Below are 19,732 nucleotides of genomic sequence, written 5' to 3'. Positions count from 1 at the left end.
CTGAAGCACACATCATTCGCGGGACACGCCTGCCCGATACTGGAATTCATATTTGTGATAACACCCGAAAACTACAGCCTGAGGCGATAGCGCTTCGCGCTGATGACGGCATCCTCGATAGGCGAGTCGTCGGCTTCGTGGGCCAAATTGACCAGGCCAATGTATGCCGCCTCTTGTGCCGAACGGGCAACCACCGTCGATGTCCAAGTTACCAAATGTGCCGCATCCACGCCCGAGACTTCCACGGACGGCATGGAGTAGGAATCCCAGTCACCAGTGGGAGGTTGTTCTGTTGTGGCACTCAGTCCGAACGAGTCGAAGTCTCTGTTCATGAGCAGTCCGCGGAAATTCTCAACAGGTCCTTCAAGGCCATCCTGGTGAAAATCGCATTCCACCCGGACCGTGTATGTCTTTTGCGGATGGTCCACGGCAGCCCACTTTGGCATGCGCTCCGAGATCGCGTCCCACTGGGCATCCGTGAGAGTCCATGGATTTTTTCCTACGGCGCCATAGCGCTTGAACATCACAAACCCCTCGAAGCGCGGGTCCTCCTTCAACTCCACCCGCGTCACACGATTGTCACGGAACCAGTGCGTGAAGTGCATGCGGACTGAATGGCGGGGCGTATCCTTTTCCGTCTCCTGGTGATAATTACTCTTCTGGTGATAATCACGGTCGTGAAATCGCATACCGGTTTCTGCGACGTTTCCAAGTGCGACGGCGCCGGCGATGTCGCCAGCACCCATTTGCCAGAGCACCAATCTGTCACCAACTTGTGGATCCGTGCCGGACCGATCTGCCGGCGGCCAAAACTGCTCGGGTATTTCCGGATGCACGATTTGTTCCTCTTGGTCATACACGCTGTCGACGTCGACCCGAATCAGCTCGTTCACGGTGTCGACGTCGACCTGAATCAACCAAACGTCTGTTGTTTCCATGTTGCAACTCCCCCAAGTCAGTGGATCCACAGAACCGGATCCATGAAGCAATAGTGGCATTTCATTCAAAGTTTGAACAGGTTCTGGACGAAATCGATGGAGGTTGTTGGTGAACCTCCGGTGCAATTGGTACGAGTTGAATCAGGCCTTTTACAGGGGCCAGGTCCCCGGCCTTGGCCCTTTAGGCAAAGGAATCATGCACCACGGCAACACTGCCTGCTTCGAAACGGACACGGTAGTCTGTGCGAGTCAGCGCGTGGTCAAGGACTTGGTGAAGAAGCGGGAAACCAGCACTAATCGGCGTGAACCCTTCGATGGCGGTCCTCAATTGAATTCCAACCCGGCTGAGATGCAATCCGCCAGTGCCGCATACCTTGACTTCGTGCCCCAGCGGCCCAGAGGTGAATTCCCTGCGGACGGCGTCCACAACGACTTTCTGTGCTCGGGTTGATATGCCGTTCGGGGCTGCCAACGCTCCCTCAGGATTGGGCTCGCTGATATCAGTTGCCGCAGTGGGCACCTGCGCTGGACCGGTTTTCATGATTCCCAGCGCACAATAGGTGGCCAAGAATTCGGTCAGAGTCTTGGACCCGCATGCCTTATAGCCAAGCTGTGGGTACTCGCTGCGCAAGCGGCTCCCCAATGCGGACGCGTTGGCCTTGTTGTCGACCACAAGCCCAGGGCTTTGCTCGATGATCTTGTAAATGGCACGTCTAAACTCTGTGATGGCCGGGAACTTACTCCGATCCGGAACTTGATCCGTTGGGGCCACCGTGAATTTGAGTTGCTTGGTGGGCTTCTTCTTCGCGGCCGCCGCGGAAACCTTGGGAACCTTGGGAGCTGTCTTCACTGTTGCAGCAGCCGATAATGAAGGTGCTTTCGGCGGCTGTTCCGAATCCGGCATGTGCACCTTGGACATTGGAATCTGGTGGTATTCATCGGCAACGGACTTCAGCAGTGCATTGACCACTCCGGCTTCCGGGACGTTAGTCGACACCACCACCACATACTTGTTCAGCGCATGGAGCCTGCGGACCAGCGGAATGAACCCCCCGTCACCGGTCGCAATGACAAACACGTCGATCCAAGGCGACTCATGGGCCACCGACAAGACGTCTACGCACAATTCGATGTCGGCGGCGTTCTTGACGTTCTTATCAAACGAAAAGATCTGGACCGGCTCGACCCCGAATTTCAGGATCTCGCGCTGGAACCTTGCCATCCCAGGACTCCCCCAATTCGCATAGGCACGGACCACCGCGGTGTTCGATCCCACGCCCGATTCCCGAACGATGTCCTCGATTCCGGCGACCAGCGCACCAAGGCGCAGCCCGGTCGTTTCCGATGCGTAGCCTCCCACAAGGTTTTCCATGTCCAGGAAAACGGCGACATTGCGCCGAGTTGATTTGGCATCCCCCATGCCCATGATTCAAGTCCCCCATTCGTTCGCACGCTTGGAAGCCTTCCCCAATGCCCAACACGTGCGATTCGTCCTTTCATCATCTTGGCAGAGAATCCAGGAAAATGGCACCGTCGCATGACCGGCAATGTGAAATGGGCTTGGGCTTTTTGGCCTGTCGGTCACGCTGAGGCGTCGTTGGCCGGGCAGGCGCCTCTGCACCTACCCGACCAACGACGTCTGCTCAGTCGTCGCGGGACTCCTTCACCCGTGCAACCAGCTGGGTGGGGTTCACGAACCGCAGCGCAACCACCAGGATGGTCAGCATCATGGCGGTGTAGAGCACGCCCATGCTGGAGACCAGCTGCCGGGCCTCGCCGCCGCCGGAGGATGTCATGGCCCGGTAGATCGCCACCACCAGGGTGTCCGATGTCGGGCCGGAGACCAGGTAGGTCAGCTCGAACATGCCCACGGTCCTGACCAGCACCAGGATGGCGGCGGCCAGGATCCCGGGCACCAGCAGCGGGGCGAGGATCCGGGTGAACACTCGGCGCATGTTCGCCCCCGACATGCGGGCGGCGTTCTCGATGGCCGGGTTGATCTGCTCGATGAACGGGGTCATGGTCAGGATCACGAACGGCACCGACGGCACCAGGTTCACCAGGATGACCGCCAGCACCGTGCGGCCCAGGCCGAAGTTGTACATGACCGTGGCCAGCGGGATGCCGTAGGTAATCGGCGGCATCAGCACCGGCAGCAGGAACAGCACGGTGACCAGCTTCTTGAACGGAAAATCCCGGCGCGCGAGCACGTAGGCCGCGGGAACCCCGATCAGGATCGAGAGGACGACGACGGTGAAGGATGCGCCGAGGGTCACCAGGACGATCTGGCTCAGGTTGAACCGTTCCCAGGCCCCGGTGTACCAGTCGAGCGTGAACGTCTCGGGCAGCCAGGTGTCGAACCACGGCTTGCCGAAGGAGTCGACGACGACGCTGGAGATGATGCCGAACAGGAAGATGAAGAAGGCGGCGATGCCTGCCCAGACAAACCAGGTGCCCGGGGAGGCGATGAGCGCCCGCTCGCCCGGCGGCCGGGAGGGCTTGGCGTATGGCTTCCTGCCGCCTTTGCGGGCCGGCCCGGGTTCCGGCGCCGACTCGACCATGGGTGTGATTGCCATTATCCCTTGCCTCCTGTTGTGCCCTTGTAGAGGAACGAGCGCCATAGCAGCACCACGGCGATCACCACCAGCTCCACGACGCCCATCATGATGGCGATCGTCGAGGCCATGGCGTAGTCCTGCTGTTCGCCGAACGCGCGGTACGCCATCAGCGCCATCACCCGCGTCTCGCCCAGCGCGTCACCGACCAGCCGCGCCGACGGGAAGACGCTGAACGCCAGCACGAAGGTGAGGATGAAGGTGGTGGCAAGCCCCGGGGCGAGCAAGGGCAGGATGATGCGCCTGAAGCGCTGTTTCCAGTTCGCGCCCAGGGTCTTGGCCGCCGCCTCGATCGCCGGGTCGATGCCCGAGAGGTAGGAGGAGATCAGCAGGAACGCGAACGGGAAGCCGGAGATGATCAGCGAGAGCATGACACCGAGGTAGTTGTTCACGATCGGGAACGGCTGGTCGATGATGCCCGCCTCCATCAGGAAGCGGTTGACCCAGCCCTGGCGCCCGCCGAAGATCAGCAGGCCCTGGGCTGTGAGGACCGTGCCCAGGGTGATCGGCAGGACCAGCAGGGTGGAGAGCAGCCGCTTGCCGCGGAAGCGGTGGCGCAGCTTGAAGGCGATCGGCACCGAGACCAGCACGTTGAACAGCGCCACCGGCAGGGCCAGCCGCATGGTGATCCACACCGAGTCGAAGAGGAACGGGTCCTTGAAGAACGCCACGTAGTTGGCGAAGACGCCGCCGCCCCACTGTTCCTGGGTCCGCGGCAGCGGCTGGAAAGTCAGCCCGATGCCGTAGGTGAAGGGGTAGACGAAGAGCAGCAGTCCGAAGAGCAGCGCCGGGATCAGCATGAGCAGCTGTGTGTCGATGCCGCGCTCGGCAAGCCGGTGCCGCCGGCTGGCCGACGCCTTGGGTCGCGGGTCCGTATTGGTGGCACTCATCCGCGCACCTGCAGGAGTTCCTGCTCCTCGGCGGAGACCGCGGTCAGCGACGTGCGGTAGACAAGTGTCCGGGCCGGATCCAGCACCAGCATGACCGTTTCCCCGGGGGTCGGCGCGAATTCCGAGTGCACGAAGAGGTTCTTGCCCGTGGAGGTGGTCACCCCGACGGCGAATTCGCGGCCCTGGTACTCGACCACCGACACCGTTGCCGCGAACGCGTTGCGCCCCTCGGTTCCCTGTCCCTCGCGGGCGACCGTGAGGTCGTGCGGGCGGATGGCCACCCGCACCTCGTCGCCCGCTGCCGCGGGCTGGACCAGCGTGGCGTCCAGCGACAGCCCGTCCCCCTCGACCTTCGCGGAGGAACCCGAAACCGAGGCCACCTTCAGGTCCAGCAGGTTGCGGTACCCCATGAAGTCGGCCACGTGCCAGTTGGCCGGGTTGTCGTGCAGTTCCGCGGGGGTCCCGATCTGCTGGACATGGCCCTCGCGCAACACGACCAACCGGTCCGCGAGGCTCAGCGCCTCCTCCTGGTCGTGGGTGACGTAGATGGTGGTCAGTCCCAGGGACTGGTGAAGCCGGCGGATTTCCGTGCGCATTTCCAGCCGCAGTTTCGCATCGAGGTTGGACAGCGGCTCGTCCATGAGCACCAATCGCGGTTCGATCACGATGGCGCGGGCGATGGCCACGCGCTGCTGCTGGCCGCCGGAAAGCTGGCCGGGCAGCTTCTTGGCGTGTTCCTCCAGCTTGACCAGGGCGATGGCTTCCTTGACGCGGCGGGAGATCTCAGCCCGCGGCTTGTTGCGCATCTGCAGCCCGAAGGCCACGTTCTTCTCCACCGAGAGGTGGGGAAAGAGCGCGTAGTTCTGGAAGACCATGCCGAAGTCGCGCTTCTCGGAGGGCAGGACGTCCACGCGCCTGTCGTCAATGAGGATCTGCCCGTGCGTGAGGGGCAGCAGTCCGGCGAGGCAGTTCAGCGCCGTGGACTTCCCGCAACCCGACGGTCCGAGCAGGGCGATGAACTCCCCCGCCCGGATCGTCAGGTTCAGGTCGACCAACGCATCGTGGCCTCCAAAACTGCGTCCTACATTCTTCAGTTCAAGGGATCCGAATGCGTTGGCCGACAGTGACATGGTTACTTGGCCTCGAACTTTCCTGCGCCGATTTCGCGGTCCCAGATGTCGAACGCCTGGACCATCTTCTCCGGGGTCAGCGGGGTCACCTTGTCCTTTTCCTCGATCAGCGCGTCATACCAGTCGCGGCCGAATTCGGCGATGGTGTCCTGGCTCTTCTGCGGGGCCTTGTCCAGGGTGGCTCCCTTGATGGCCGGGCCGGGGTAGAAGTAGCCCGAGTCGTAGGCCTTGGCGTTCTGCTCGGGGGTGAGCATGTCCTGGAGCAACATCAGGATCGCGGAGATCTTGTCGGCCGACTGTCCCTTCGGGACCACCGCGTAGTGCGCGTCGGTCACCCAGGTGAAGTCGTCAAACGCGGCGGCCTCGATCTTGTTTGGCTCGCGGTTGTCGGCCCGAGGCTCGATGTCCCAGCCGGTGGTGGTGGGGATCAGCGACCAGGTGCCGTCGGACATGTTGGTGATGACCTGGCCGGTGCCGGTCGGGTAATTGTCGATGGTGGCACCCAGCTCCTCCAAGTAAGCCCAGGTCTTGTCCCAGCCCTTTTCGGGATCGGTCGGGTCCGAGTCGCCCAGGATGTAGGGCAGGCCCATCAGGAACGTGCGGCCGGGGCCGGAGTTCGCCGGGCGGGCATAGCCGAACTTGCCCGGATTCGCCTTGGCCCAGGCCAGGACTTCCTCGGGGGTGCTGGGCACGTCCTTGACCACGCCCGGGTCATACTGCAGCAGCGGACCGGACGGGTAGTAGGTGACCACGGCGCCGAAGCCGCCGGCGAGTTCCTGCATGGCAGCAGCCGGTTCCAGGTAGTTGGCCTGGTTGGAGAGCCTGTCGCCGTATTCGGTGACGAGCGGGACCCACAGGTCCTGCCCGATGCCGGCGGAGAGTCCGTCGTTGCCGGTCAACACCAGGTCTACCTGCAAGTTTCCGCTGTCGACCTGCGGCTTGATGGTGCCAACGAGGTCGGGCGCGCCGCCGGACTCCCACGTGACGGAGGAGATGACGTCCGGGTTTGCCGCCGCGAAGTCCTCGACCATCTGGCCGGTGAGCTTTTGGTTTCCCGCCACGTCCAGGATGTGCAGGGAAACGGGGGCGGAGGGTTTGTCGGGCACCTCTCCGCTGGCCGCGGGGGCCGTGTTCGATGGGCCGGTGTTCGGCGCCGCACACCCAGTCATTGCCAAGGCGAGCACGGCGACTGTAGACGCAAGATATTTGATCTTTCGAGCCTTCATATCGTGTTCCTTCATCCTTTTTCTCCCTGGACGTGGTGCCCAGAAGTTGCGAGTCATCCGCCGAGGGCGGATGCGGTGGTGCTTGATGGTGAAGCCGCGGAGCGGGGCTTTGCGACGCCGGTCGATTCCCGGACGACCAACTCGAAGGGAATCTCGTTGCCCTCCGTCGTGCGTGGCGTGCCCCGTAACGCCTCGAGCAATGCATCGACACTGGTCCGGCCCATCTGCACGCGAGGGAAATCGACGGTGGTCAGGGTGGGCCTGACCAGCATCGATATGGGCACGTTGTCGAAGCCGGCGATACTGATGTCCCCGGGCACGCTTAATCCCCGCTGCTTCAGCCGGTCCATGAGCCCGACGGCGACCAGGTCATTGAACGCTATGACGGCCGTTGCGCCGCTGGCGATGGCCAGGTCCCCCGCATGGACACCGCCGGTGAACACCGGCTGGAAGTTGCCGAGTTCGACAAGATCGAGTTCCGGGAATTCCTGCCCGGATGCAGCGAAGGCCTGAACGCGCTGGGAGTTCGACCATGAGGTCTGCGGGCCGCCCGCGTAGGCGATTCGGTGGTGCCCCAGGGCTACCAGATGACCCATCACGGACTGGAAACTCGCCGCATGGTCGAAGGTGATCGAGGAGACGTCCGGTACACGGCGGTTGACAAGCACCAGCGGCATTTCCTGTGACAGCTGTTGGATGCTGGCATCGGTGCCGCGGGCCGAACAGACGATAACCCCGTCAACCTGCCGGGATAGGCCCCGAATGATTTCGCCTTCGACGGAGACATCCTCTTCTGTATCGGCGATGAAGACGGCGTAGCCGGCCGCACGTGCCCTTGCCTGCACTCCCTTGGCCATCGAGCCGAAGAACGGGTTTTCGAGGTCGGGAACGACCAGCCCGATGGCGCCGCTGCGTCCGGAGGTAAGGTTGCGGGCGTTGAGGTTGGGCGCGTATCCGAGCTTCCGCGCGGTCTCCTGTACGCGGGCGCGGGTCGCGGCGTTCACCATCCCGGGAGAAGACAACGCGCGGGAAACCGTGGAGACGGAAACGCCGGCAATTCGGGCAATATCGCGAACCGTTACAGCCATCCCCACACCACCTTGTGCCAGTTCATGCCCCAATGTCTACAACAACTAATTGCTGTGACATGAAACATACTGCAACCGTTTGCAGTGCAGGTCAAGGCTTTTCTGTCGGGCCCAAATAATGATTTGATAACGGCCACAAAAATTCAACATCTAAAAGTCACGGGTCGGGCAACGCGTGGTTGGCCGCGCCGCGGAATCACGCGCCACCAGGTGCGGCGGAAGCTCCAAAGGTCGATAGGACCGGGAATGTGCACGGTGAGGTGACGGCGGGCAGATTGTTCGCCGACATCACAGACGGCCCCGCGCCTTTTGCGTTTCAAGAATGGGGCGATCGGGTCGAAAATTATCAGCGACAAGCCAGAACCAAGTCATGAGGTTGTCAAGTCGCACTTGCGAGAGGCTCTCGTCAAGATGCATCCCATTTGCATGAACCCATGCCGCCAAGCGTTCGGGATTCGTTTCGGAGAGGCCTCACTCAGCCTAACCCGTCAATGGCGGACCTCGCGCGCAGGATTTGCCATGTACTTCAACAAGGGTCGGAGCGTTCCAACGACAACCGCACCTACCAGCTGACCAAGCAAAACGGATGCTTTTGCGGATCAAGGTAGACACGATAGGTTTTGGAGCCGACACCCATTGCTGTTGCACCCATCGACAAGACTTCGGCTTCGGCCAGGTCAAGATCCTTGACTTTAACGTCAATGTGGGCCTGCTGCGGATGCAGGTGCCCGGGCCATTCCGGCGCTACATACGGATCCACACGCTGGAACGCAATCGCGGGACGATCCGGGGCGTCGCCGATACCCACCCAGTCGTCGTCGTCCTCCACTCGCACCATACCTAACAATTCCTCATAAAAACCTGCCAGTGCATCGGGGTCTTCGCAGTCAATAACCAACGCTTGCCATGAGCCAACCATGTCCGCACGCCTTTCCAAGGTCTGGTGTCTAGGCTTTCCTGCCCCACCAGTATGCTCCATTGGTTGGGGCGCGGCCAGATGCTGCTCTCGCGTGGAGGGCTTGGCGCAAGCACGTGTCCAGCATGTTGGGAAGTGGTGTTGACGTCAATGTGTCCCATCCCAGTGCGGCCCGCGCCCGGCAATGCACGATGCCTTACCCCGAAGTAATTCTCCATTGCACATGCTCCTATGCAGAGTGCCCCGCGATTCTGCCAGGACCATGCGCAACTTATACGTCTGCTCGGCGGGAGCCAGCATATTTTTTCGTGGTCAGTACGCCGGCCGAGCGAGATCTCATACGCCCTCCGATCCTGAGACGCGGTTGGTATCAATCACAAACCCGTTCATCGTGCTGCATCGGAATGATTCTGCGTGGACATGAATGAATAGAAAATAGTTCCAAGATGACCTTTACAAGCAAAATATTCCCTCCTAGACTCCAAGTAGATGCCAGCGGTTGGGGAACCGCCTGGGGGGATTACAAAATGTAATTGGTATCTAATGGGGTCTAATTCATCTTGGGGACCACTTCATTCCTCCAAAAATTTCTCATCAAGAATGATTCGCTGGGGGGCGAAAGAATTTCGCACCTTCTTGACGTAGAAAATGGAGTTTCATCATGAACACCTTGTTCGCAAACATCTACATTGCCATGGAAACCGTCGCCGGCAAGCTGCGCCGCGAGGAGAAGGGCGCCACCGCCGTTGAGTACGGCATCATGGTCGCGCTGATCGCGGTTGCCATCATCGTCACGGTGGGTCTGGTCGGCGACGGACTCAACGCGCTTTTCACAGAGGTCACCGCCGAGCTGCCCGCTCCTGCCGCCACCTAGAGGCTAGTCAATAGGTTGTTGTTCGCCGGGTACCGAGTTTCATCGGACCCGGCGAACAGCAGCACATCCGAGATGTAAGCCATGACCAGATCCTCAAGCTCAAGCCTAGGGGCAAACATGCAACGTGCAGCGAAGCGGGAAGAGGGCGCGTCGGCAGTCGAATTCGCCCTTGTCCTCCCCGTCCTCATTACTCTGCTCTTGGGGATCATGGAATTCGGCTTCTTTTTCAATCAGCAGATCTCCGTGACTCAGGCGGCCCGTGAAGGCGCCCGTGCATACGCCATCCAGCACGACAAGGCGGGATTCAACCTCAACGACGTGGTCCAGAAAGCGGCTCCCAGTGTCGTCGGCATTACGGCCACAGCCGATGTCACGGGCTGCCCGGCAAACACCAACGTTACGGTCACCGCATCCAAGGGATACACCTCCATCACCGGCTGGATCGACTTCGCCATGCCAACTACAGTTCAGGGAAAGGCGGCAATGCGATGCGGCGGCTAACAAACTTCGAGGCTCTCCGTGCGCAGGACAGGGAGCATGGCGCCACCGCCATCATCGTTGCCCTCCTCATGGTCGTCCTACTCGGATTCGCGGCAATCTCCATCGACGTCGGCAAGCTCTACTGGGAGCGTGCGCAACTCCAAAATGGCGCCGACGCTGGCGCGCTGGCACTCGCGCAGGTTTGTGCCAAGAACGAATCGGACACAAACTGCGGAAATGCTTCAGGGGTCCCGCTGCCTCTTGCCGAAGGAAGCTCTTCGGACTCGCTGTCCCTCGTCACCTCCATCGCCGTAGACAAGTTGGCGAACAAGGCGACGGTCGCCACCGGTGCATCGGAAGCGGGTGCAACTCCGAACAATGTTTCCCTATGGTTCGCACAATTTCTCGACGCCGGACTCACCGAAGCGCAGGTCGATGCACAGGCTACGGCAACTTGGGGCGGTATCAAAGAGGGCACGGCGGGGTTTCCGCTGGCGCTTTCCGAATGCAGCTTCATTCTCGGTGCCGGCGGTGCTCCTGGCCCGTTGCAATTGGTGAAGTTCAAGGACAACGCACCGATTCCCACTTGTACCTCATCCAAGACCGGCGCGCAGATTCCAGGTGGCTTTGGCTACCTGGATCAGACGGCACCGTGCGAGGCATACGTTGATGTCACGGATCCTAAGGTCATCAGTGATCCCGGTATGGACCCTGCCTTCGAATGCAGTGCCCTCCTAACTAGCTGGCACACCGAGCTCAATCAGCCTGGCGGCGAGGTCATCATCAAGATTCCAGTGTTCGATGACACGGACGCCTTAGGTACGGGCGGTTCTGGCAACGCGGGCTGGTTCCACATCAAGCATTTTGCGGCCTTCAGCGTGAAGGGCTGGAAGTTTTCCGGAACGCCGCACTTGCCACAGACCTACGACGCTCTGATACCGAATACGCCGGCTTCGCTGAAGTGCACCGGAGACTGTAGGGGCATCTGGGGGCAATTCATTAGTTTTGTCGACATCGGTGACGACTCGATTGGTGGTGGACCATCCACCGGCGGTCTGACCAAGGTGTGGCTCAGCGACTAATCACCTAACTCAACAACCACAGCAACATAGCCTTGGGGGGCAACAATGAAAACTCGGCTGCTTGGGGGCATAGCAGCACTTGTACTGGCGATAGTCGGTACGGTTCTACTCCTCGCCTACGTGCAAGGCGCGGACGCCCGCGCACAATCCTCGCTCGATCCAGTGAAGGTGCTCATCGCCACGCGCGACGTGCCTGCCGGCACCCCGGTCGCGGAACTGACCACAGCATTCAAGGAGCAGAGTCTGCCGGCAGTCGCGGTTCCGAAGGATGCGCTGAACACTCTTGCGGACCAGGACGGTAAGGTTTTGGCGCAGGCGGTCACCACTGGCGAACAGCTCCTCGCGGCCAAGCTCGTCACAGCGGACTCGCTTCTCACCCCAGGGACCGTCGATGTCCCCGAGGGCAAACAGGAAGTCACCGTCCTGCTGGAGCCCGAGCGCGTGGCCGGCGGCAACCTCCGCGCCGGGGACACCGTGGGGGTGTTCGGCAGCTTCACCGTCAAGGACAAGAACGACAAGGAAGCTGAAGAAGTCGAGATCACCAAGCTCCTCGACGAGAAGGTCCTGGTCACCGCCATCCAGATCGCGGCGGGCCAGACGGAAGGCACCGCCGAAGGGGCTGCGGCACTGCCCGCCGGTTCCGCATATGTCACCTTCGGCGTCGACTCCGCCCAAGGGGCCAAAATCATCCACACCCGCGAATTCGGCCTGGTATGGCTGACAAAGCAGAACGAGGACACCGCCAAGGGCGACACCCGCGTCTGGGAAATCAACCAGGTGCTGAAATGAGCCGTTTCCTGCTCCTGACAGACTCCGTCGAGTTCGAACGCCGCATTCTGGCAGCCGTCAAGGATGCCATACCGGGTGCTGTCCAGCGCGTCGCTGCCGCGGCGGCGAGCCTCTCCCCGTACGATCTGCTCGCCCGAAGCATCGGCGAGACGACCGACGTCGTCATCCTGGGACCGGACACGGACCGTGAGGCCGCCCTCCGACTGGCCACCGCTCTGGACCTGTTGAACCCCGACATCTCCGTGGTGCTCACCGCCGGCGCGGATCCGCAGCTGGTCGTGCTTGCCATGCGCGCCGGCGTGCGGGACATCACGGAACCCGATGCCGACCCCGCCACCCTGCGCGTGCTCCTGGAGCGCGCCTGCCTCTCCACGGACGGTCGGCGGCGCCTGGCCGGCGACGGCGGTTCCACTGAACGAAGCCGAGGTCGCGTCGTCGCGGTTATGTCGCCGAAGGGCGGCGTGGGCAAGACCACGGTGGCGACCAACCTTGCCGTTGGGCTGGCGAAGACCGCCCCGATGGGGGTGGTGATCGTGGACCTGGACCTGCAATTCGGCGACGTCGCCGGCGCCCTGAACCTGGATCCTGAGCACACCATCACCGACGCCGTCTTCGGCGCGGCGGCCCAGGACTCGATGGTCCTCAAGGCGTTCCTGACGGTCGATGACACGGGCGTCTACGCGCTCTGTGGGCCCAAGAGCCCGGCCGACGCGGACCTCATTACCCCGGAACAAGTCGCCGTGTTGATCAACCAGCTCGCTGCCGAGTTCCAGTACGTCGTCCTCGACACGGCCCCCGGCCTCGGCGAGCACCTGCTCGCGGCGCTCGAACAGGCCACCGACGCCGTGTGGGTGTGCGGCATGGACGTGCCCAGCATCCGCGGGCTGAACACGGGGTTCGGCGTCCTGCGCGAGCTCCAGCTCATCCCACAGGGGCGCCACGTGGTGCTGAACTTCGCGGACCGTCGCAGCGGCCTCACGGTCCAGGACGTCGAGGCCTCCATCGGGGTCCCGGTCGACGCCGTGGTCCCCCGGTCCCGCGCCGTCCCGCTCAGCACCAATAAGGGGACGCCGTTGCTGACCGACCGCTCGCACGATGCCGCGGCACGCGGCCTCACGAAGCTTACGCGCCGCTTCGACGCCGACCAATCAGCCAACAACCGCAAGATCCACCGCAGGGAAGTAGTCCGATGAACCTCGCCAGCCGCCTCACAGTAGCCCGCCGTGGCGAGCCGGAGCTCGCCACGAAACCTGCCGCGGGAATCCCTGACGACGCCGTGGCACTGCCGCCGACCTCGGGTTCCGTCCCCGCGGAGCCGGGCCCAGCCGACGCCCGCCCGGATGCCTCGCCGATCGTCGGCGAGGACCCCGGCGTCGTGCCGTCGCCCGATTCCGGCCTCGCTGCATTTCTCGACGCGCCGGCGGCTCCGCCGTCGTCCGCGCGCCGCGGGACCGTGGACGCCTTGGCCGGTCTCAAGGCGCGCGCCGCCGAGGCACTGTTCGAGCGCCTCGGCTCGCGCATCACCGATCCGTCGCTCACCGAAGAGCAACTGCGCAAGCTGGCCCGCGACGAGCTCAGCCAGGTGATCGACGCCGAGCAGGTGCCTCTCTCCCCCGAAGAACGACGGCGGTTGATCCGTGATATCGGCGACGAGGTCCTCGGTTTAGGACCGCTGCAGCGCATGCTGGACGACCCCGAGATCAGCGAAATCATGGTGAACCGCCGCGATCAAATCTACGTGGAACGCAACGGCAAGCTCGAGGCGACCGACGCCACTTTCAGTTCCGAGGAGCAATTGCGCCGCATCATCGAGCGCATTGTGTCCAAGGTTGGACGGCGCATCGACGAGTCCTCGCCGCTGGTGGACGCCCGGCTCGAGGACGGAAGCCGAGTCAACGCGATCATCCCGCCCCTGGCGGTCAATGGACCGTCGATCACGATCCGCAAGTTCTCCAGGGATCCGCTGACGGTACGGAACTTGATCGAGTTCGGTACCTTGACTCCGGATATGGCCCACCTGCTGGAGGCCTGCGTCAAGGCGCGGCTGAACATCATCGTCTCCGGCGGCACTGGTACCGGCAAGACCACGCTGCTCAACGTGCTGTCTGGTTTCATTCCGATGGACGAGCGTATCGTCACCATCGAGGATGCCGTGGAATTGCAACTCCAGCAGGAGCACGTCGTCCGGCTGGAGAGCCGTCCGGCGAACATCGAGGGCAAGGGCGCCGTCACCATCCGCGATCTGGTCAAGAACTCCCTCCGTATGCGCCCGGACCGCATCGTGGTGGGCGAGGTCCGCGGCGGCGAATCGCTGGACATGTTGCAGGCCATGAACACCGGCCACGACGGCTCTATCTCCACGGTCCACGCCAACACCCCGCGTGACGCCATCGCCCGCCTCGAGACGCTGGTCCTGATGGCCGGCATGGATCTGCCTCTACGCGCCATCCGCGAGCAGGTGGCCTCTGCAGTGAACCTGATCGTGCACCTCACCAGGCTCCGAGACGGCACTCGCCGCGTGACGCACCTGACCGAGGTACAGGGCATGGAGGGCGACATGGTCACGCTCCAGGACGCGTTCGTCTTCGACTACTCGGCCGGCATGGACTCCCAAGGACGCTTCCTCGGCAAACCCGTGCCAACCGGCGTTCGGCCCCGCTTCCTGGACCACTTCCACGAGGTCGGGGTCAAGCTTCCGCCTGGAATCTTTGGCACGCCGGGCGGCGCCGGAGCGGGAGCCGTCGCGCAAACAGGCACCGGCAAGGGCCGGTGGTAACCATGGAGGGGATACTGCTCGCAGCAGGCTTGCTCACTGGGCTCGCCGCCATGTTGTTGCTGGTGCTGGTGGTGCTGCGGCCCGCCAGCGCCGAAGTGCCCATCGAACGACGCCGGATGGGCAAGGCGACACCTCGGTCGCCGTCCCTACTCAGCCGCTTCAGCGGTGCAACGGTCAGGGCTGTGGGGCGTAACGCGACTACAAGCGCGGGCGGCCCCTTTGGCCGAGACGCGCTGCAGGCCGCAGGCGTCAAACAGGATCCGGCGGAGTTCATGGTCCTTGTAGGGTCCGCGGCGCTGGCCGCCGGCGTGTTTGGCCTATTCCTCGGCGGAGCCGGTCTTGCCGTGCTCATCGTGGTATTCACACCGGCTGGTGCATGGGCGTTCCTGCAAGTACGAGCAGACCGACGTCGTGCCAAGTTCGAAGACCAACTGCCGGACATGATCATGACCATCGCCGGCAGCCTGCGCGCTGGCCACTCGGTGATGCGCGCGCTCGACGGCGCAGCACAGGAGTTCGACTCACCGATGGCAGAGGAATTGGGCCGAATCTCCAATGAGTCCCGAATGGGGCGCGACGCCGAACAGACGATGTTGGAGACGGCGGCACGCATGAAGTCTGAGGACTTCTTCTGGGTGGCCGAGGCGATCCAGATCAACCGTGAGGTCGGCGGGGACCTGGCTGTGGTGTTGGATCAGGTCGGCGAGACGATCCGTGAGCGTTCTCAGATCAAGGGGCAGGTCCGGGCACTGTCCGCTGAGGGCAAGATCTCGGCGTACATCCTGGTGGGGCTGCCGTTCGGGATCAGCGGCCTGCTATTCGTTATGAACCCGGTCTACATCGGGACACTTTTCAGCAATCCACTGGGCATCGGCTTGCTCGTGGTGGGTGGCATCATGATGGCGATCGGCTCCTTCTGGATGAGCCGCATGGTCAAGATCAAGTTCTAGGGGGAAGACCATGGGAATTACAGCCATCGGATGGATATCCATAGCGCTGGTGGTGCTGCCGCTCGCGTTCATCGTGTGGGGACTGGTCTCAGTGGACCGCAATCAACTGGTACTGGTGCGGCAAAACCTTTCGAGGTCCGCAGTGGCACCCGGCGGAGAGATGAAAAGCAGCGGCGACAACGAATTCGCGGCACTGGCCCGGCGTCTGACACCCGGCAGCTACGCGGCGAAACTGGATCGCATGCTGGCCATGAGCGGCCGGACCGCATCGTGGCCGCTGGACCGCGTGTTGATGATGAAGCCGTTGTTGGCGCTGAGCGGCGCCCTGTTAGGTTTCTTCTTGTTTTCATCCAACTCGGGAACGGGCGTATTCGTTTTCGGCGTGGCCCTGACGGCATTCGGCTATTTCCTGCCGGACCTTCTGGTCTACAACAACGGCATCAAGCGCCAGCAGGCGATCCAGTTGGAGCTGCCCAACACACTGGATCAACTGCTGATCTCTGTTGAGGCGGGGCTGGGTCTGGAATCCGCCATGGCACGCGTGGCCGCGGGAGGACAGGGTCCCCTGGCGGAGGAAATGGGACGCACACTCCAGGAGATGCAGGTGGGACGTTCACGCAGGGAAGCCTACGCCGCGATGGCCGACCGCTCCTCCGTTGCGGACCTCAAGTCGTTCGTACGAGCCGTAGTCCAGGCAGACAAGTATGGGATCGGCATCGCAAGGGTGTTGCGGACGCAGGCGGGCCAAATGCGCATCAAGCGCCGGCAGCGGGCCGAGGAAACGGCGATGAAGTTGCCGGTCAAGATCCTGTTTCCGCTTTTGCTGTTCATTTTCCCGACGATATTCATCGTGATCCTGGGGCCCGCGGCCATCAACATCATGAAGAGCGGAATCTTCGGCTGACCCCGGCCATCCCGAATTGCAGCCATCTGGACTGCGACGGACAATTCCCTGCCCGGTCGTGGGTGACCAAGGATCATGGTGATCTCCGCCGCATGCAGGAGAACGACCAAGGGGCTGCGCGTGGCCACCCGCAACCCAGTTTCCAAGGCTGAAAACGGCTTGTCCAGGCGCATCAGCTTGGGATTGCGGGCTAGGGGACGGGCAAGGGCTACGCGCTGCTGCCCGCTGGAAATCTCGTGCGGGCGGCGCTCCCCCACGGACGCGTCCAGGGAGACCATCTCAAGCAGTTCGGCCCCGAGCGCCAGGCATTGACCCTGCGCCCGGCAGGGTTCCGATGCGGAAGCTGAGGGCTACGCTGGCCCTGCGCTCCGCTCTCAGCTATCTACGGTGCAATTCAACAGCAAGTTCCAGCATGGCCTTGGCGCTCCTGGAAAGCCGGACCCCCTTGCTCCACACCATGGAGATCGGAACATGGCGCATGGCAGGGTGGATCGGCCGCACGGCCACCGGGCGTCCCTCATATGACACGTCGGCAACCGGCCGCTGGACCAAGATGGCGTAGCCCATCCCGCGGGCGACCATCGACCGGGTCACCTCGAAGTCTGTGGTGCGGAAGCGGATCCACGGGACCAACCCCTCGGAAGAGAACATCATTTCAGTGTTTTCCCGACTCGGGTTTACGTCCAGCAGGATCATCGGTTCATCGACTAGCTCGGCGAGCGCGACCTTTTCCTGCGTCGCCAGCCGATGGTCGGCCGGCAGCACGACGGCGGGCACCGCATCGCGCAGCCGTTTGCGAGCCAGACCCGGCGGAACTGTGAGCTCGTAGGCAATGGCAAGGTCAAGTTCTCCCGAAAGCAGCTTCTCGTGGATTTCCTGTTGGGTTCCCGCAAAGAAGTCCAGCTCAACATTCGGGTGGCGGCTTCCGTACTCGGCCATGAGCTCAGTCAGCAGCGTGGGTGCAAGCGACGAGTAGCATCCGATGACGACCCGTCCCCGCAGGGCATTCCCCGCATCGGCGGCCATTACTTCCAGGTCCGTAGCTGCGTGCAGCAACCCGCGTGCTTGTGACAATACGTATTGCCCCGACGGGGTCAGGCTGACCCCGTGGGCCTTGCGCCGAATCGTCAACTGCGAATTGAAGGCGCGTTCCAGTTCATTCAGCGCCCCGGTGATGGCCGAGGGAGAGAGCATCAAGGCTGCGGCAGCGCCGGCAATCGATCCGTGCTCCCCCACCGCAACGAAGCACTCCAATTGCCTCAACGTATATCGCGCCACAAAACCTCGCTAAAACCGTGGTTATTACACTAGAACTCGTACTTTACCCGAGGTTATGCGGCAGGTCACACTGGAGAGCAATTAGCCAGACCTTCTCGCAGGAGTTCCACCGCCATGAGCACATCGAATGTCCCGACCGCCGTCTGCCCCTTCTCCGGCGCCGCCGGCACCGCTGAATCCGCTTCGATCACAGAAGAGGGGTCAGCTCCGGCTGCACCAATCGTGGTCGAGGTCGGCGTTTCCGCACCCGTGGCCGAGTGGGTGACCATCCCTGATCTCTACGCAGACCCCTTCCCGATCTACCAGCGCATGCGCTCCGAGTCCCCGGTGCACTGGGTCCCGGCAGTCAACCGCTACATGGTGACTTCCTACGCCGCCTGCCACGAAATCGAACAGGACGAGGCCCGCTTCTCCGCAGACGAGAACAACTCGCTGATGAAGCGCGCCATGGGACACTCGATGCTGCGCAAGGACAACCCGGAACACCAAGTCGATCGCGACTCCTACGGAGCCACGCTACGCCCGGGCACCATCAAGAAGCACTGGAACGAAATCTTCACCGCCAACCACGATAAGTACCTTGGCGAGCTGGTCGACAAGGGAGCGGGTGCCGACTTCGTGTGGGACTACGCGGCCCCCTACGCGGCCGAAAACCTGCGACTGATTTGCGGCTTCCACAACGCATCGCAGGAAGACCTGCAGCGCTGGAGCCAAAACATGATCGACGGGACCGGAAACTATGCCGACGACCCGGAGGTGTGGGTCAAGAGTGCCACGTCCTCGGCCGAGGTCGACGCCGCAATCGACGAGATGCTCCCCTATCTGGCCGAGAACCCGGACCACTCCCTGCTCTCCGGACTCGCATCCATGCCCATCCCGCTCGAGGCCATTCGCGCCAACCTGAAAATGACCATCGGCGGCGGACTGAACGAACCGCGCGACGTCTTGGCCACCACCGTCTGGGCCTTGCTGAACAACCCCGAACAGCTGGAGGCCGTGAAGAACGACCCCAAGCTACACGCGGTTGCCTTCGAGGAATCCGTCCGCTGGGTGGCGCCCATCGGGATGTACCCGCGCGAGACCACCCAGGACGTGGTGCTCGAAGGCGTGCACCTGCCCAAGGGCTCTCGTCTCGGCGTGGTGCTCGGTGCCGCCAACCGCGACCCAAAGGTTTTCGAGGACCCGGAGACCTTCAACATCTTCCGCCCCAAGAAACCGCACCTGGGATTCGGCGGCGGCGTCCACTTCTGCGCCGGCACCTGGATCGCCCGCGCCCAAGTCGCCCAGATCGCGATGCCCGCACTCTTCGACCGGATTCCTGACCTGCGCCTGGACCCCTCCAGTCCGAGCATCGATGCCGGCTGGGTCTTCCGCGGCCTGACCAAGATGCCCGTCACCTGGGGCTAAGTCACCCCCACTCTTTTTCTCGACAGCAAACTCCAACTCTTACTTTCAGGAGCAGGTCTTCCATGCCCACCATTACCTTTGCCCAGTCCACCGGCGCGGCCGCTGAGATCACCGTCGACGAGGGGACTTCGCTGATGCGAGCCGCCGTCACCAACGGTGTCGAGGGAATCGTCGGTGAATGCGGCGGACAAGCCATGTGCGCCACCTGCCACGTCTACGTCCGTCCCGAATTCGCCGACCAGCTGCCCGAGATCAGCGACGACGAGGACGAGATGCTGGACTGCACCACCGCCGAGCGCACCGAGGCCTCGCGCCTGGGCTGCCAGATCACGATGTCCGGTTCCCTGGCAAACATCGTGGTCGACGTCCCCTCGGACCAGGTGTAGCTG

At 62.6% G+C, this 19,732-nt stretch carries 19 protein-coding genes; 10 read left to right on the top strand and 9 right to left on the bottom strand.

Features of this window, described 5'->3' with window-relative positions; genetic code table 11:
• Positions 1–71: 71 nt before the first annotated feature.
• From KRR55_RS08295 to KRR55_RS08260, 8 genes are all read right to left on the bottom strand, one after another.
• Complete coding sequence (locus KRR55_RS08295; RefSeq protein ID WP_217388603.1) at positions 72–938, bottom strand: EVE domain-containing protein; 867 nt, start codon at positions 936–938, stop codon at positions 72–74.
• A gap of 181 nt (positions 939–1,119) precedes the next feature.
• The gene (locus KRR55_RS08290) at positions 1,120–2,358 is read right to left on the bottom strand and encodes an NYN domain-containing protein (protein ID WP_217388602.1); all 1,239 of its coding nucleotides are present in this window, start codon (positions 2,356–2,358) and stop codon (positions 1,120–1,122) included.
• Between the two features lie 223 nt (positions 2,359–2,581).
• On the bottom strand, positions 2,582–3,514 hold the full coding sequence (locus KRR55_RS08285) for an ABC transporter permease (protein ID WP_254455970.1): 933 nt from the start codon (positions 3,512–3,514) through the stop codon (positions 2,582–2,584).
• Positions 3,514–4,443 (bottom strand): ABC transporter permease, encoded by a 930-nt coding sequence (locus KRR55_RS08280; RefSeq protein WP_217388601.1) that lies wholly within the window; start codon positions 4,441–4,443, stop codon positions 3,514–3,516. The genes KRR55_RS08285 and KRR55_RS08280 overlap by 1 nt, the downstream gene beginning before the upstream one ends.
• A complete protein-coding gene (locus tag KRR55_RS08275) occupies positions 4,440–5,573 on the bottom strand; it encodes an ABC transporter ATP-binding protein (RefSeq protein WP_217388600.1) in 1,134 nt (377 codons plus the stop codon). Before KRR55_RS08275 ends, KRR55_RS08280 begins: the two co-directional genes overlap by 4 nt.
• A gap of 2 nt (positions 5,574–5,575) precedes the next feature.
• Positions 5,576–6,679: an extracellular solute-binding protein gene (locus tag KRR55_RS08270; protein ID WP_336245066.1), complete on the bottom strand. Its 1,104-nt coding sequence runs from the start codon at positions 6,677–6,679 to the stop codon at positions 5,576–5,578.
• Positions 6,680–6,852: 173 nt separating this feature from the next.
• Positions 6,853–7,887, bottom strand: coding sequence for a LacI family DNA-binding transcriptional regulator (locus KRR55_RS08265; RefSeq protein WP_217388598.1), 1,035 nt, complete (start codon positions 7,885–7,887; stop codon positions 6,853–6,855).
• 562 nt (positions 7,888–8,449) lie between these two features.
• Positions 8,450–8,806, bottom strand: a complete 357-nt coding sequence (locus KRR55_RS08260; protein WP_217388597.1) for a VOC family protein — start codon at positions 8,804–8,806, stop codon at positions 8,450–8,452.
• A 658-nt stretch (positions 8,807–9,464) separates the two neighbouring features.
• Here KRR55_RS08260 and KRR55_RS08255 point away from each other — a divergent pair.
• The 8 genes from KRR55_RS08255 to KRR55_RS08220 all read left to right on the top strand — a co-directional run bounded on the left by KRR55_RS08255 (position 9,465) and on the right by KRR55_RS08220 (position 16,658).
• Positions 9,465–9,677 carry a Flp family type IVb pilin gene (locus KRR55_RS08255; RefSeq protein WP_254455969.1) on the top strand — a complete coding sequence of 71 codons (213 nt, stop codon included), beginning with the start codon at positions 9,465–9,467 and terminating at the stop codon, positions 9,675–9,677.
• Positions 9,678–9,794: 117 nt separating this feature from the next.
• A complete protein-coding gene (locus tag KRR55_RS08250) occupies positions 9,795–10,178 on the top strand; it encodes a TadE/TadG family type IV pilus assembly protein (protein ID WP_217388596.1) in 384 nt (127 codons plus the stop codon).
• Positions 10,166–11,239, top strand: a complete 1,074-nt coding sequence (locus KRR55_RS08245) for a pilus assembly protein TadG-related protein (protein WP_217388595.1) — start codon at positions 10,166–10,168, stop codon at positions 11,237–11,239. Before KRR55_RS08250 ends, KRR55_RS08245 begins: the two co-directional genes overlap by 13 nt.
• A gap of 45 nt (positions 11,240–11,284) precedes the next feature.
• Positions 11,285–12,028, top strand: coding sequence for a Flp pilus assembly protein CpaB (cpaB, locus tag KRR55_RS08240; RefSeq protein ID WP_217388594.1), 744 nt, complete (start codon positions 11,285–11,287; stop codon positions 12,026–12,028).
• Positions 12,025–13,221 carry a CpaE/TadZ family protein gene (locus KRR55_RS08235; protein ID WP_217388593.1) on the top strand — a complete coding sequence of 399 codons (1,197 nt, stop codon included), beginning with the start codon at positions 12,025–12,027 and terminating at the stop codon, positions 13,219–13,221. Before cpaB ends, KRR55_RS08235 begins: the two co-directional genes overlap by 4 nt.
• Positions 13,218–14,804 carry an ATPase, T2SS/T4P/T4SS family gene (locus KRR55_RS08230; RefSeq protein WP_254455968.1) on the top strand — a complete coding sequence of 529 codons (1,587 nt, stop codon included), beginning with the start codon at positions 13,218–13,220 and terminating at the stop codon, positions 14,802–14,804. The genes KRR55_RS08235 and KRR55_RS08230 overlap by 4 nt, the downstream gene beginning before the upstream one ends.
• 2 nt (positions 14,805–14,806) lie before the next feature.
• Positions 14,807–15,754, top strand: a complete 948-nt coding sequence (locus KRR55_RS08225; protein WP_217388592.1) for a type II secretion system F family protein — start codon at positions 14,807–14,809, stop codon at positions 15,752–15,754.
• 16 nt (positions 15,755–15,770) lie between these two features.
• Positions 15,771–16,658, top strand: coding sequence for a type II secretion system F family protein (locus KRR55_RS08220; RefSeq protein WP_217388728.1), 888 nt, complete (start codon positions 15,771–15,773; stop codon positions 16,656–16,658).
• Between the two features lie 378 nt (positions 16,659–17,036).
• On the opposite strand, the gene KRR55_RS08215 is transcribed toward KRR55_RS08220, so the two are convergent.
• Positions 17,037–17,912, bottom strand: coding sequence for a LysR family transcriptional regulator (locus tag KRR55_RS08215; protein WP_254455966.1), 876 nt, complete (start codon positions 17,910–17,912; stop codon positions 17,037–17,039).
• A 138-nt stretch (positions 17,913–18,050) separates the two neighbouring features.
• Here KRR55_RS08215 and KRR55_RS08210 point away from each other — a divergent pair, with 138 nt between their 5' ends.
• Together KRR55_RS08210 and KRR55_RS08205 are read left to right on the top strand one after the other, a co-directional pair.
• Complete coding sequence (locus KRR55_RS08210; protein WP_217388590.1) at positions 18,051–19,343, top strand: cytochrome P450; 1,293 nt, start codon at positions 18,051–18,053, stop codon at positions 19,341–19,343.
• Between the two features lie 62 nt (positions 19,344–19,405).
• A complete protein-coding gene (locus KRR55_RS08205) occupies positions 19,406–19,729 on the top strand; it encodes a 2Fe-2S iron-sulfur cluster-binding protein (RefSeq protein ID WP_217388589.1) in 324 nt (107 codons plus the stop codon).
• Positions 19,730–19,732: the final 3 nt, after the last annotated feature.

It is taken from the genome of Paeniglutamicibacter quisquiliarum, from assembly GCF_019084045.1.
GTDB lineage: Bacteria > Actinomycetota > Actinomycetes > Actinomycetales > Micrococcaceae > Paeniglutamicibacter > Paeniglutamicibacter quisquiliarum.
This window is presented reverse-complemented; position numbering and strand designations above follow the sequence as displayed.

Coding starts and splice junctions, on each gene's coding strand:
- KRR55_RS08295 (WP_217388603.1), bottom strand. CDS start 938: ATGGAAACAACAGACGTTTGGTTGATTCAGGTCGACGTCGACACCGTG.
- KRR55_RS08255 (WP_254455969.1), top strand. CDS start 9,465: ATGAACACCTTGTTCGCAAACATCTACATTGCCATGGAAACCGTCGCC.
- KRR55_RS08275 (WP_217388600.1), bottom strand. CDS start 5,573: ATGTCACTGTCGGCCAACGCATTCGGATCCCTTGAACTGAAGAATGTA.
- KRR55_RS08245 (WP_217388595.1), top strand. CDS start 10,166: ATGCGGCGGCTAACAAACTTCGAGGCTCTCCGTGCGCAGGACAGGGAG.
- KRR55_RS08265 (WP_217388598.1), bottom strand. CDS start 7,887: ATGGCTGTAACGGTTCGCGATATTGCCCGAATTGCCGGCGTTTCCGTC.
- KRR55_RS08210 (WP_217388590.1), top strand. CDS start 18,051: ATGAGCACATCGAATGTCCCGACCGCCGTCTGCCCCTTCTCCGGCGCC.
- KRR55_RS08205 (WP_217388589.1), top strand. CDS start 19,406: ATGCCCACCATTACCTTTGCCCAGTCCACCGGCGCGGCCGCTGAGATC.
- KRR55_RS08280 (WP_217388601.1), bottom strand. CDS start 4,443: ATGAGTGCCACCAATACGGACCCGCGACCCAAGGCGTCGGCCAGCCGG.
- KRR55_RS08230 (WP_254455968.1), top strand. CDS start 13,218: ATGAACCTCGCCAGCCGCCTCACAGTAGCCCGCCGTGGCGAGCCGGAG.
- KRR55_RS08290 (WP_217388602.1), bottom strand. CDS start 2,358: ATGGGGGATGCCAAATCAACTCGGCGCAATGTCGCCGTTTTCCTGGAC.
- KRR55_RS08235 (WP_217388593.1), top strand. CDS start 12,025: ATGAGCCGTTTCCTGCTCCTGACAGACTCCGTCGAGTTCGAACGCCGC.
- KRR55_RS08250 (WP_217388596.1), top strand. CDS start 9,795: ATGCAACGTGCAGCGAAGCGGGAAGAGGGCGCGTCGGCAGTCGAATTC.
- cpaB (WP_217388594.1), top strand. CDS start 11,285: ATGAAAACTCGGCTGCTTGGGGGCATAGCAGCACTTGTACTGGCGATA.
- KRR55_RS08225 (WP_217388592.1), top strand. CDS start 14,807: ATGGAGGGGATACTGCTCGCAGCAGGCTTGCTCACTGGGCTCGCCGCC.
- KRR55_RS08260 (WP_217388597.1), bottom strand. CDS start 8,806: ATGGTTGGCTCATGGCAAGCGTTGGTTATTGACTGCGAAGACCCCGAT.
- KRR55_RS08285 (WP_254455970.1), bottom strand. CDS start 3,514: ATGGCAATCACACCCATGGTCGAGTCGGCGCCGGAACCCGGGCCGGCC.